Annotated in this window: 9 protein-coding genes; 4 read left to right on the forward strand and 5 right to left on the reverse strand. The window is 63.5% G+C overall.

What is annotated here, in order from left to right; genetic code table 11:
* The 5 genes from AC6IZO_RS08205 to AC6IZO_RS08225 form a co-directional block, all read right to left on the reverse strand.
* Positions 1-1,212 (reverse strand): type II secretion system F family protein, encoded by a 1,212-nt coding sequence (locus AC6IZO_RS08205; protein ID WP_497809825.1) that lies wholly within the window; start codon positions 1,210-1,212, stop codon positions 1-3.
* Between the two features lie 27 nt (positions 1,213-1,239).
* Positions 1,240-2,337: a type IV pilus twitching motility protein PilT gene (locus tag AC6IZO_RS08210; protein ID WP_497809827.1), complete on the reverse strand. Its 1,098-nt coding sequence runs from the start codon at positions 2,335-2,337 to the stop codon at positions 1,240-1,242.
* Between the two features lie 31 nt (positions 2,338-2,368).
* Complete coding sequence (gene pilB / locus AC6IZO_RS08215) at positions 2,369-4,150, reverse strand: type IV-A pilus assembly ATPase PilB (protein WP_497809829.1); 1,782 nt, start codon at positions 4,148-4,150, stop codon at positions 2,369-2,371.
* A 172-nt stretch (positions 4,151-4,322) separates the two neighbouring features.
* Positions 4,323-4,826 (reverse strand): nitroreductase family protein, encoded by a 504-nt coding sequence (locus tag AC6IZO_RS08220; RefSeq protein ID WP_497809831.1) that lies wholly within the window; start codon positions 4,824-4,826, stop codon positions 4,323-4,325.
* A 325-nt stretch (positions 4,827-5,151) separates the two neighbouring features.
* Positions 5,152-6,948, reverse strand: a complete 1,797-nt coding sequence (locus AC6IZO_RS08225; RefSeq protein ID WP_497809833.1) for an ABC-F family ATP-binding cassette domain-containing protein — start codon at positions 6,946-6,948, stop codon at positions 5,152-5,154.
* Positions 6,949-7,466: 518 nt separating this feature from the next.
* On the opposite strand from AC6IZO_RS08225, the gene AC6IZO_RS08230 reads away from it, so the two are divergent.
* The 4 genes from AC6IZO_RS08230 (at position 7,467) to AC6IZO_RS08245 (ending at position 13,055) form a co-directional block, all read left to right on the forward strand.
* A complete protein-coding gene (locus AC6IZO_RS08230) occupies positions 7,467-8,099 on the forward strand; it encodes a TetR/AcrR family transcriptional regulator (protein WP_497809835.1) in 633 nt (210 codons plus the stop codon).
* 61 nt (positions 8,100-8,160) lie between these two features.
* The gene (locus AC6IZO_RS08235) at positions 8,161-11,028 is read left to right on the forward strand and encodes an SLBB domain-containing protein (RefSeq protein WP_497809837.1); all 2,868 of its coding nucleotides are present in this window, start codon (positions 8,161-8,163) and stop codon (positions 11,026-11,028) included.
* Between the two features lie 9 nt (positions 11,029-11,037).
* The gene (locus tag AC6IZO_RS08240) at positions 11,038-12,306 is read left to right on the forward strand and encodes a GumC family protein (RefSeq protein WP_497809839.1); all 1,269 of its coding nucleotides are present in this window, start codon (positions 11,038-11,040) and stop codon (positions 12,304-12,306) included.
* A gap of 59 nt (positions 12,307-12,365) precedes the next feature.
* Positions 12,366-13,055, forward strand: coding sequence for a glycosyltransferase family 2 protein (locus AC6IZO_RS08245; RefSeq protein ID WP_497809841.1), 690 nt, complete (start codon positions 12,366-12,368; stop codon positions 13,053-13,055).
* The last annotated feature ends 57 nt before the right edge of the window (positions 13,056-13,112 follow it).

Here is a 13,112-nt window from a genome sequence, read left to right on the forward strand (position 1 = left end):
TCACCCGCTCAGCTTGGCAATCATCGAGAACAACGGCATGTACAGCGAGATGACGATGCCGCCGACGGCCGTGCCGAGGAAGCCGATCATCAAAGGCTCCAACAGGGTCAACATGTCCCTGGTGGCAGCGTCGACTTCGTCCTCGTAGAAATCGGCAATCTTCTGCAACATGGAATCCATGGCGCCGGTGGCTTCGCCAACGCCGATCATCTGCACCACCATGTTGGGGAACACGCCGGATTCGCGCAACGGATCGACGATGGTGCGGCCTTCTTCAATGGCCTTGCGCACCTTCATCAGCGACTGCTCGATGACGGCGTTGCCCGAGGTGCGGGCGGTAATCGCCAAGCCTTCGAGAATCGGAACGCCGGAGGTAATCAGCGTGCCCATGGTGCGGGTGAAGCGCGCAACCGCGATCTTCCGGAGCACCGGCCCGAAGGCGGGCAGACCGAGCATGGCTCTGTCGACCGCCAGGCGGCCGGCTTCCGTCTTTCTCACCTGCCCCACTCCGACCCAGATGGCAGCCAGCCCCAGCAGCATCACCCACCAGAAATCGCTGATGAAGTTGGACAGGCCCATGACAAATCTGGTCGGCGCGGGCAGCGCCACATCCAGGCTGGCGAACATGTTGGCAAAGACTGGGACCACAAACTTCAGCAGGCAGCCAACCACGATGACGGCAATGGAGATGACCGACACCGGGTAGACCAGTGCCGACTTCACCGCGGCCTTCATCTTCACGTTCTTTTCCACGTAGCTGGCAATGCGCTGCAGAATGGTGTCGAGAATACCGCCGGTTTCACCGGCCTCGATCATGTTGGTGGTCAGGTCGTCAAACACCTTGGGATAGGCGCGCATGGCGTTGGCCAGCGTGGAACCGCCTTCCACCGAGGTGCGCACGCCGGTCAGCGTGCTCTTGAACGACGGGTTCTCCTGGTTGGATGCCAGGATTTCCAGACACTGCACCAGGGGCAGTCCGGCGTCGATCATGACGCTGAACTGCCGGAAGAAGATGGCGACTTCCTTGGCCGGAACCTTGCCGGAGCCAAAGGAGAGATTGAGTTTCAATCCCTCGCTCTTGGCCTTGACGGTGGCCACGGTGATGCGTTCGCGCTGGAGCGTGCTCAGCAGCACCTGGCGGTTTTCGGCCGCCCGTTCGCCCTGAACCTTCTCGCCCGTCGAGTTGGTGCCCGTGTAGGTAAAAACTGGCATCGTGTTCCTCGCTTCCGTGCCCGAAGCTTAACGGCGCCCGGTGGCCATTTTGCCATTCGTGGCGCGGTGAATCATATCCTGCAACTCCTCCGGCAGGGAGGAGCGCTGGATGGCCGTTTCCAGTGAAATCTGCTTCTGCATGTAGAGCGTCATCAGGCTCTGATTGAAAGTCTGCATGCCGTATTTGTCCTGCCCGGACTGCATGGAGGAATAGATCTGGTGGATCTTGTCCTCGCGAACCAGGTTGCGCACGGCCGGCGTCGGGACCAGAATTTCCATGGCCATGACGCGGCCCTGCCCGCCGACTCGCGGCAGCAACGACTGGCAGAGCACGCCTTCCATCACCAGCGAAAGCTGCGCGCGAATCTGCGGCTGCTGATGTGACGGAAAGACGTCAATGATGCGGTTGATGGTGGAGGCCGCCGAGTTCGTGTGCAGGGTGCCGAAGGTCAAGTGGCCGGTTTCGGCAATACGCAGCGCGCTCTCAATGGTCTCCAGATCGCGCATTTCGCCGATCAGCACCACGTCGGGATCTTCACGCAGAGCCGAACGCAACGCGCTCGAAAAGCTCTTGGTGTCCTGGTGCACTTCGCGCTGGTTCACCAGGCAGTTCTTGTGCGGATGCACGAACTCGATCGGGTCCTCGATGGTGATGATGTGCTCATGCCGCTCGCTGTTGATCTTGTCGAGCATGGCGGCCAGCGTGGTCGATTTGCCTGAGCCGGTCGGGCCGGTCACCAGAATCAGTCCGCGTGGCTTGTCGCACAGCTTGCTGACAATGGGCGGCAGGCTCAATTGCTGGAATGACTTGATCTCGAACGGAATGACGCGGAAGACCGCGGCACAGGCTCCGCGCTGGTTGAAGACATTGGCTCGGAAGCGCGCCAGTCCCTTCAGGCCGAAGGAGAAGTCCATTTCAAGGTCTTCCTCGAAGCGGTGCTTCTGCGAATCGGTCATGACACTGTACGCCAGTTGCTTGGTATCGGCCGGCGTCAGCGGCGGCATGTCCAGCGGTTGCAGATGGCCGTGCACGCGCACCTGTGGCGGCGAGTTGGTGGTGATGTGTAAATCACTCCCGCCCAGGTCCAGCATTTTCCGGAGCAGATCGCTCAAAGTAACAGGCATACTTCCCCTTCAATTTCAGGTTGCCGCGCAGCTAGCCGTGAATGGTTTCGCGCGCGACTTCTTCCAAAGTCGTTACCCCGGCGGCGGCCTTGATGAGTCCGCTGCGGCGCAGGGTGATCATGCCGTTTTCCACGGCCTTCTTCTTCAACTCGACGGCGGAGGCACCCACCAGAATCAGCTCGCGCAGTTCGTCGTCGATTTCCATGACTTCGTAAAGACCGGTACGGCCCTTGTAGCCCTTGCCATTGCACTTGGCGCAGCCGCGCCCTTTCTTGACCGTGATGCCGGCCTTGACCTCGGCCGGAGTGTAGCCGGCGTCCAACAGCGCCTTGGCTGGCAGGTCCTGCTTTTCGGCGCAGCCGCTGCAGATGCGGCGCACCAGTCGCTGGGCCATGATGAGGTGCACGGAGGTCGCCACCAGGAACGGTTCAATGCCCATGTTCATCAGTCGGCTGATGGTTTCCGGAGCGCCGTTGGTGTGCAGCGTGGAGAGCACAAGGTGTCCGGTAAGAGCGGCCTTGATGGCGATTTCAGCGGTTTCAAAGTCACGGATTTCGCCGACGAGGATGATGTTCGGATCCTGACGGAGAAAGCTGCGCAGGGCGGCCGCAAAGTTCAGGCCGATCTGCTCCTTCATCTGCACCTGGTTGACGCCGCCGAGCTGGAACTCGACCGGGTCTTCGGCGGTCATGATGTTGGTGTCCGGCTTGTTCAACTGCGAAATGGCCGAGTAAAGCGTGTTGGTTTTGCCCGATCCGGTCGGGCCTGTGACCAGCACCATGCCGTACGGCTTGTAAATGCCGCGCGTAAACTTTTCGAGCGACTCAGGCTCGAAGCCGAGCTGCGTCATATCAAGCCGCAGGTTTTCCTTATCGAGCAGGCGGAGCACGATCTTTTCGCCCCACAGGGTGGGCAGCGAGCTGACGCGGTAATCGAGCTGCTTCTTCTTGCCCTCGATCATCATCTTCAGCATGATGCGGCCGTCCTGCGGCAGGCGCTTTTCGCTGATGTCCAGCTTCGCCATGATCTTGATGCGCGAGATGATGGCGTCCTTCATCTTCTTCGGCGGCTTCATGATGGTCTGAAGCACACCGTCCACGCGGAAGCGCACGCGATACTCGGTCTCGTAAGGCTCCATGTGAATATCGGAAGCCTTGCGCTTGACGGCCTCGGTGAGGATGACGTTGACCAGACGCACCACCGGAGCCTGCTCGGCGGCCTGCTCCAGGCCTACGACGTTCTGCTCGTCCTCTTCTTCCTCAAGCTCAACGTCCTGGGCCTCTTCCTCCTCGAACGAGGCCATGACCTGTTCGAGTTCGTCGACCGGTGCCTCGCCATCCTCCACCACGGCGGAGTCGCCCAGCAATCCGTTGCCGTTGCCGTCTCCCCCTCCGGTGTAGGCCTTCTCGATGCCATCCATGATGACCTTTTCGGTGGAGACCACAGGGTCCACGTTCAGGCCAGTCATGAATTTCAACTCGTCCATGGCAAAGACGTTGGAAGGATCGACCATGGCCACTCTCAGCCAGGTGCCGTTGCGCGAGAGCGGCAGCACCTGATGGCGGCGGGCACTTTCATAGGACAGAAGATGCGTGACTTCCGGGCTGACGGTGAATTCCTGCTCCAACGCAGGAACGCCATAAGCCTTTGACAGATAGGGCTGCAGGTTCTCATCACTGGCAAGCCCCTGTTCGACCAAAATCGTGCCGAGGTTTGAGCCCGGGGTTTTGATCTGGGTCTTCAGCGCCTGCGCCATCTGCTCTGGAGTCACGACCCGCTCTTTTACGAGCAGGTCCGCCAACTTTTGCGACATTCTCTACTCCTCAATCTTCCTTCTCGGGGGGAACAGTCAAGCCAGTGAAACAGTTGCCTTCTTACTGTATTAGCCCAAGTTAGGGGCGATGACAAATAATGTCAACGTAACCATCGGGGCACCCCCATAACGAAGGGAGCGGTACTTCCCATGCAACGGGAAGTGCCGAAAGTTACTGCACGCGGTGGACAAGGCTCGAAAGCGGCCGGCGCGGCGTGCGCTCAGGCTCTTCGGCAGCGGCGGCCACCGGCAGAATCGCCATCGGCACTACCCCGGCGGGAGCTTGAATCAGCTCCGCAACCCTGGCCGCATCGAAGGCTCCGACCCAGCAAGTGCTTAGTCCACAGTCGGTTATCGCCAAATGCGCGTAGGTGGCCGCAATCGAGGCGTCCTGCACGGCCCAGTGCTCGGGATTGTCATACTTGCACAGCTCGGCGTGGGTGCAGACCACCAGAGCAAGATCGGCGTTGGCCACGAAGTCCTGATGGAAGGTGCAGGCGGCGAGCGCTTCCAGCCGAGCCTGTGGCACCACAAAAATCTCGTAGGCCTGGAAGTTTCCGGCCGAGGGCGCGCGGTTGACCGAATCCAGGATCACCGCCAGCTTACCCAAGTCGACCGCGCCGCGCTCATAGGCACGCACGGACTGCCGCTTCTCAATCAGCTCAAGGAACTCCATGGTTTGCCTTTCTATTGTTCGGGGGGCTCAAAATCGCTCACGAGTATCGTACTCGCTGCGATTTGCACAGTGCCGGAGACTCAGACTTCTAGAGGAAGTTGATTTTCCGCAATTCGGCCTTCACGAAATTGAAAGCCCGCCTGCGCCATCGCGCAAGTTACGGAGGAAGGTGAACCCGGCGGGAACGGCCTGCACTGCGCCGCACGACCTGGCGGCAGCGTACGCATTCCGGCTGACAGTGAAGAAGACGGACACCCACTTCTGCCAACAACGGGCAGAGGTGAGGCATGTGCGATGACCGAAAAACGCGTTCGCGGGGCGGATGCTAGCTGAGCTTCTCTTCCAGCTCCAGCCAGCGCTCCATCAGGGTGTCGAGCGCGGCCTGCGCGGCGTCCATCTCCTGCTGCGCCGTCACCAGCCGCGTGGCATCGCTGACGATGGCCGGATCGTCAAATGCGGCCTTCTTCCCTTCCAGCAGGCGCTCGGCCTCGGGAATCTTCTCTTCGAGCGCCGCATATTCGCGGGCTTCCATGTAGGAGAGCTTTTTCTTCGCCGGGGCTGCGGATTCTGTGCGCGCGGGTTCCGTGGCACGCTTCGGCTTGGGCGCAGTGGTCTCCTGCTGCCACACCTCCCACTGCTGGTAGTCGGCAAAGGAAGAGATCTCTCCCTGGCCGTTGAGGCCGATGACCACGTTGCTGATGCGGTCGAGCATGTAGCGGTCATGGGTGACGAGCACAAGCGCGCCGCGGTATTCCAGCAGCGTCTCCTCCAATATCTCTAGGGTCGGAATGTCGAGGTCGTTGGTCGGCTCGTCGAGCAGCAGCAGGTCGGCCGGTTGCAGCATCAGCTGGGCCAGCAGCACGCGGGCGCGCTCGCCACCGCTCAGCCGGCTTACCGGTTGCTCAAGCTGCTCGCTGGTGAACAGAAAGCGCGCGGCCCAGGAGGCCACGTGCACCACGCGGTCCTGATAGATGATGCTGTCGCTGTCCGGCGCGAGGGCGCGGCGCAACGTGAGGCTGGGATCGAGCTTACGCTCCTGCTCAAAGCAGACGACCTTGAGTTGCTCAGCCTGGCGGATGGTTCCCGCCGAGGGCGCCAGCTCCCCGCGCAGAATGCGCAGCAGCGTGGACTTGCCTGAGCCGTTCGGCCCCACAAGACCCACGCGCGTGCCGTTCATGAAGATGAAATTCAGGTCGTGGAAGAGCGGGTAGCCGTCGAGTTCGCAGCCGACGCCCTCCAGTTCCATCAGCCGCTTGGTCTGGCGGCCGCTCTCGGTCAGTTCCACCTGCGCGCTGCCGGTGCGGTTGCGCGAACTTACCTCGGCCAGCTCGCCCATCAACTCGTGGGCGCGGTCAATGCGCGCCTTCGACTTTCCGGTGCGCGCCTTGGGGCCGCGGCGGAGCCACTCAATCTCGATCTTGACGCGGTTCTCCAGGGCCTCCTGCGCCTTTGCCTGCGTGGTCAGGAACTCCTCTTTCTTTTCGAGGAAGCGGCTGTAGTTGCCCTCAATGCGCAGAATGCCGTCCGGATAGGCGCGGCTGAGTTCGGCCATGCTGGCCGCGGCGTTCTCCAGAAAATAGCGGTCGTGGCTGATCATGACGACGGCAAAGCGCGCCGAACCGAGCAGCCCTTCCAGCCACTCAATGCCCGCAATGTCGAGATGGTTGGTTGGCTCGTCGAGCAGCAGCAGTTCAGGCTGTGAGACAAGCGCCTCGGCGATGGCCAGCCGTTTGCGCCAACCGCCGCTCAGTGAGGCGGCCTCCTGCGTGAAGTCCGTGAAACCGGAGCGGCCAAGGGTCTCCGCCAGACGCGCCTCGCGTTCGGCCACCGGCACGGCGGTACGCTCCATTGCTTGCTCGATGACCTGACGCACGGTGAGTCCGGCATCAAAGACCGATTCCTGCGGAACGTAGCTCATGCGCGAATATTTGCGGCGCGCCACCTCGCCGGCGTCCGGCTCCAGCTCGCCCGCAAGGATTTTGAGCAGCGTCGACTTGCCCGCGCCATTGGGGCCGATCAGGCCGATGCGGTCGCCGTCGTCGACGGTGAAGCTGACTTGCCGGAACAGCGGCTCGGCGCCAAAGCTCTTGGTTAAATCACGGGCGACAAGAATGGGAGGCAATGCGTTCTACGGTCCTTTGCGGATAAGGTCTCTCTCCTGAGGATAGCAGCCTTGGCGAGAATCGGAAGCAATGGAGACGCTCGGCCGATGGGGCAGCTTTCTCAAGCGATTTTTAAAAATTCATTTGTGATGATTTCGTTCCGGGAATGGCGGATGAATTGGAGACGGCCTCCGGCATAAGCGGCGTCACAAACGACGGTGCGCCGCCACATGAGAACGACAAAGACCTGCATCCCAGTGGACTTGCGTGCATGCACATGCCGTATCCGAAACAGGAAAACGGATTTCCATGCTGGAACTGGGCCATGCGCGTGGCGTGCAAGTGCATGCATGGATGGCCATGCAGCGGGCAAGGGCAATTGACCAGCCCTTAAACGATGTTAGATTGACCGCGCCTGCTCCCCGGCAGCAAGTCCCCCTACCACCGGGCAGCGCGGCAGGTTCTTCCACCCCCAGGGGAGATATTTCGGAAAAACAGCAAGGTGCCCGGGTCCGTGTACGACGCGAGGGAATGCTCGATGACGCTCGGCAACAGCATCACGGAAGTGCGGATTGTGGAGGCGGCGGTGCGCCTGTTCGCGCGCCAGGGCTACCACAACACCGCCACCCGCGAGATCGCGCACATTGCGCAAGTCAATGAAGCCACTCTGTTTCGCTACTTCCCAACCAAGACAGATCTGTTCGAGGCGGCGGTAGAGTCGCGCCTGCGCGGGGTGAAGCTGAACCGTGAATTACAGCGATGTCTGGCCAGCGACCAATCTCCGGCGCGGGTGGTGCCGATGCTGGTGGATTTCCTCGTGGAGACCTTTACCCAGGACCCGGAGTTACTGCGGCTGCTCTCGGTGGGCGCGCTGGAGCTGCCGCGGGTGGAGCCGCTCTATCGCGAGCACTTCGGCAGCATCTTCGACCAGGTGAGCGCCTACTTTGACCGCTGCGCGCAGCAGGGGCGGATCTGCCCCGTCGATGCCAGCAGCGCCACGCTCGGCATGGTGGGCACCGTCGCGGCACAGCTCACCCTTGGCAGCCTCTTCGGGCGCAATTGGGACGGCATGGCCGAGCAGCTTCGCACGAGCCAGAGTGAGCTATGGCTGCGCGCCCTGGGCCCCGCCGAGGAATTCTCCCCTCCCCCGGAAACCGAAACACTCTGTTAAGTCGGGCAATCGCAGTTGGGCAAGGCAAGGCTGATTCTCTGGCAGGAGAGCACGGTCGAACATGGCGGCACATCGCATCCATTACACATTGGCACTGACGGCGCTCATCACGCTGTGTCTGTGGAGTTGTGCGGCAAGCGCGCAGGAGAGCACGGACAAGCCCCGCGACAACGAGGAAAGCAACACGCTGGACGTGCCGCAGACTCCGGCGCTGGCGCCTTCCACGCAGGCACCCAAAATCGTCATCTCGCAGGAAACGCTCGATGAGTTCAGCGACGAAGAAGATGCGGGCAACCAGTTTCTTCCGCCCCAGTCGGCAGACGACGGACGGCTGGTTTCTCCCAACAGCCTGAAGCCGCAAACCGGCATCGACGACGAGCGAAGCTTGCAACAACGTCTGCGCCAGCGCGACCCGCGCACCCAATCAGGAGACCGGCGCAACGCTCCGCAGACGCGCGGCACCCAGCGAACGCGTTTGCCACAAACCCAGAAGCGGCCGGCCGGCGATGAGCCGCGCACCGTGGAGCGCCCCAACCCTTACGCGAACCTGCCCGCCCTGCGCGAGCTTTACATGCAGTTGCAGACGCCGCAGGAAGAGCCCACACGCTTCGGTCTGGAACTGTTCCGGCCGCAGGCAATCGAAGACCAAACGCCCTCCGGCGCGCAGCCCCCGCAACAGAACCCGTATTCGGAAGGTCTGAGCGGGCGAGCCACACGCAGAGGCAATTCGGCAACGGCAACTTCCGGCAGAGGCTCATCGCTGGGGGCGCAAGCCTCGCAACCGACGGCCGCGACACAGCCGCTCCCCGCACCTGACGCTGCGCCCAACGCGCTGCGGTCGCTGGCGCCGGAGCCGAGTTCCGACCTGCCCATTGACGGTGGCTACGTTCTGGGGCCGGGCGACACGCTGACCGTGGACCTGTGGGGCGGCGTCTCCCAGCGGCTGACGCGCACGGTGGACCACCAGGGACGCATTGCGCTGCCCGAGATTGGAACCGTGGTGGTGGCCGGAAAGACGCTGAGCGATGCGCAGAAGCTGGTGGAGGCGGCGCTGGCCCGCCAGTTCCGCAGCCTGCACGCGGAGCTTTCGCTGGCGCGGCTGCGCAGCGTGCGCGTCTACGTGGTGGGCGAAGTGTTGCGGCCCGGCGCCTACGACGTCAGTTCGGCCTCAACGGCGTTGACTGCGCTGGTGGCCGCCGGAGGCCCGACCAATCGCGGCTCGCTGCGGCGGGTGCGCCACCTGCGCGGACACCAACTGGTGGCGGAGATCGACCTCTACGAACTGCTGCTGACCGGTGTGCGCGGTGACTCGGCGCGGCTGGAGGCGGGAGACACCCTGCAGGTTCCACTGGCCGGGCCGCAGGTAACGGTTGCAGGCATGGTCAAGCGCCCGGCCATCTATGAGCTCCGCGAGGAGACGCAACTGGCGCAGGTGGTGGAGCTGGCCGGAGGGCTGCGCAACATCGCCAACATCCAGAAGATTTCCGTAGAGCGCACCGAGGCCCACCAGCGGCACTCGATGCTGAGCGTGGGCGTGGAAGCAGGCAGCACGCCGGAGACGCTGCACTCGGCGCTGGCGCGGCTGGCAGTGGCTGATGGCGACCGCGTGACGGTCGCACCGATTGCGCCCTACAACGAGGCCGGGGTCTGGCTCAGCGGACACGTCTTCCGCGAGGGCCGCTATCCGTATCACGAGGGCATGACGGTGGGTGAGCTGATTGCGCGCAAGGACCTGCTGCCGGAGCCTGCCGAGCACGTCGAACTGGTGCACCTGCCGCCGCCGGATTATCGCCCGGTGGTGGAGGAGTTCACGCTGGACGAGGTGCTGGGCGCCCGGCGAATTGAGCTGAAGCCATTCGACACCTTGCGCCTGTTCGGGCGCTACGAAGCCGACGTGCCGCGCGTAGCCATCTATGGCGAAGTGTTGCGCCCGGGCGAATACCCGATGAGCGAGACGATGACGGTCAGCGAACTGGTGCGGCTGGCCGGAGGCTTCCGCCGCGGCGCGCTGCGCAGCACCGCCGACCTGACCAGCTACACGATTGAAGACGGACGCCGAGTGCAGCTTCAGCCGCGCGCCCTCGACCTTGTGGCGGCCATGCGCGGGGAGGCAGCCTCCAACGCTACATTGAAGCCGGGCGACGTGGTGACCATCCACACCCTGACGGGATGGAACGACATTGGCGCCTCGGTGACGCTGAACGGCGAAGTGCTCTACCCCGGAACCTACGGCATACAGAAGGGCGAGCGGCTGAGTTCGGTGATCGCCCGCGCCGGAGGCCTGCGTCCGACGGCCTATGCGCAGGGCGCGCAGCTGGAGCGCGTGGAAGTGAAGCGGCTGGCCGAGAAAACACGCACCGAACTGCTGACCCAATTGGAGACGGCTTCGGCAACCGTACGGATGGACCCGAAGGCCGACAGCCAGGCGCTGGCCGCCATGCGGCAGCAGCAACAGCACCTGCTGGAGACACTACGGCAGCAGCCGGTCAGCGGACGCATGGTGGTGCAGATCAGCAACGAGCTGCCGCGCTGGCAGAACACGGCGGCCGACGTGGAGCTGAAGAACGGCGACATCATACGCATCCCCGAACAACCGGCTTACGTGCTGGTGGGTGGACAGGTCTTCAATCCGACCGCCATCAGCTATGTGCCGGGCCGCGATGTGAGCTGGTACCTGAGGCGGGCGGGCGGCGCCATGGAGATGGCCAACCGCAAGGCGATCTTTGTGGTGCGGGCCAACGGCATGGTGGTGGGCCGTGGAGCGGGACTGTTCAGCGGCGGCGTGATGAACGCGCGCGTGCTGCCGGGCGACTCCATTGTGGTGCCGGCCAAGGTCGTCGGCGGCACCCCGGCCTGGCGAAACCTGATGGATTCCGCACAGGTGATGAGCGCGCTGGCAATTGCGGCGCGCGTGGCATTGAGCTTTTAGGAGAGAGCGGTGAGCGAACCCTGGCTGCATGAACCGGAAAGCCCCGAGACTGAAGCTCTGGAGCGGCTGGCGCAGGAGAGTGAGACTGCGCCCGTGGGCTACAGGAGGCTGCTGCAGTTGTGGCGCGAGCGACGCTGGCTGGCACGCGCCGCGCTGCTGGGCGTGGCGCTGGGATTGGCGCTGGCCTTCCTGCTGCCCAAGCATTACAACGCCACCACGCGCATCCTGCCGCCGGACCCAACGGTGACTTCGGCGGCAAGCGCCCTGCAGATGGCGGCGCGCAGCATGAGCCTGGCTGACAGCCTGAACATGAAGACCCCCGGCGCGCTCTACGTCGCCATTTTGCAGAGCCGCAGCGTGCAGGACCGCATGATCAGCCGCTTTGATCTGCGGCACGTCTACGGCGAGCGCTACATGGAGGACGCGCGCCAGGCATTACGCAAGAACACGGCCATCAACGAGGAGCGCAAAAGCGGCGTCATCACCCTGACCGTCACCGACCGCGACCCGCAGCGGGCCGGGCAGATGGCGGCCGAGTACGTGGCGGCCGTCAACGATGTGGCGCGCTCGCTGAACACGGGCACCGCGCACCGCCAGCGCATGTTCATCGAAGGACGGCTGGCGGAGGTGCAGAAACAACTGGCTGCGGCGGCGGAAGAACTGAGCCGCTTCTCCGCCAAACACGGCACCATCGACATTCCGCAGCAGTCGCGGGCCATGCTGGAATCGGCGGCCATTCTGAGCGGGCAGCTCATTGCCGCCGAAAGCGAATTGCGCGGGCTGGAGCAGGTCTACACCGCAGACAACGTGCGGGTGCGCGCGGCACAGGCTCGGGTGGCGGAGTTGCGCGCCAAAATCCGCGAGATGGGCGGCGAGGACCCCTATGCCAAACCTGACGCGGCAACCGACGATGCTCAGTTCCCCAGCATCCGCAAACTGCCGCAACTGGCCGTGACCTATACCGAGCTGTACCGCCGCGCCAAGGTGCTGGAGGCCGTCAACGAGGCGCTCATCAAGCAGTACGAGATGGCCAAGATCCAGGAAGCGGGCGAGATGCCGGGCGTGCAGGTGCTGGACCCGAGCGAGACGCCAGAGAAGAAGTCGACACCGCACCGGCTGCTGGTGCTGGTGCTGGTGTGGCTGGCGACGATGGCCGCGGCAGTGGCCGCGATCTTTGCACGCGAGCAGTGGAATGGACTGCCCGCAGCGCACCCTCTGCGCCGTGTGGCGGCGGAGATGAAGACCGGGCGGGCGGGCAAGGAACCGGCCGAAGCGTAACCGAGGCAAATGCACAAGCGGCACGCGACAGGCGGCCGCAGCGCGAGGGAGGAAGAAGAATGAAGGTCACAGTGGTGGTCGCCGTTCACAACTGCGAGCGTTACATCGGGCGCTGTCTGCGCAGCCTGCTGGACCAGACGTTTCCCCGCTCGGACATGGAGATCGTCGTGGTCGACGACGGCAGCACGGACAACACGGAGCGCGTGCTGGAGACCTTTGGTGAGTGGATCCGCGTGGTGCAACTGGAACAGCAGCAGGGGCTTCCGGCGGCGTGCAACGCGGGCATCCGCGCGGCCATGAGCCGCTACGTGGTACGGGTGGACGCCGACGACTACGTGCACGAGGACTTTGTGCGGACGCTCTATCTCTACATGTCGCTGAACCCGCATTACGACGCGGTGGCCTGCGACTACTACGTGGTGAACGAGGCCGAGGAAGTGGTCTCCCGCAAGAGCGCCGCCAACGACCCGATCGCCTGCGGCGTGATGTTCAAGAAGGACAACCTGATCGAGCTGGGGCTGTACGACGAGAAGTTTCTGCTGCACGAAGACCGCGAGCTGCGCCTGCGCTTCGAGCAGCGCTTCTCACAGGCGGCGCGGGTGGAGCTACCGCTCTACCGCTACCGCCGCCACGCCGGCAACATGACCAACCATCTGGAGCGGGGCGAGCAATATCTGCGGATGCTGGAGCAGCGCAACGGGCTGAAGATACCGCCCGCAGCGCGGCCTCCGGCCATGGGCATCGGGTAGGCGGCTTCCGCAGCCAGACGCCGGGCAGGCATACAGGGCAACGCGGAAGACAGATTC

It is taken from the genome of Oryzophilus luti (assembly GCF_059726245.1).

Coding starts and splice junctions, on each gene's coding strand:
- AC6IZO_RS08205 (WP_497809825.1), bottom strand. CDS start 1,212: ATGCCAGTTTTTACCTACACGGGCACCAACTCGACGGGCGAGAAGGTT.
- AC6IZO_RS08210 (WP_497809827.1), bottom strand. CDS start 2,337: ATGCCTGTTACTTTGAGCGATCTGCTCCGGAAAATGCTGGACCTGGGC.
- pilB (WP_497809829.1), bottom strand. CDS start 4,150: ATGTCGCAAAAGTTGGCGGACCTGCTCGTAAAAGAGCGGGTCGTGACT.
- AC6IZO_RS08220 (WP_497809831.1), bottom strand. CDS start 4,826: ATGGAGTTCCTTGAGCTGATTGAGAAGCGGCAGTCCGTGCGTGCCTAT.
- AC6IZO_RS08230 (WP_497809835.1), top strand. CDS start 7,467: ATGACGCTCGGCAACAGCATCACGGAAGTGCGGATTGTGGAGGCGGCG.
- AC6IZO_RS08235 (WP_497809837.1), top strand. CDS start 8,161: ATGGCGGCACATCGCATCCATTACACATTGGCACTGACGGCGCTCATC.
- AC6IZO_RS08245 (WP_497809841.1), top strand. CDS start 12,366: ATGAAGGTCACAGTGGTGGTCGCCGTTCACAACTGCGAGCGTTACATC.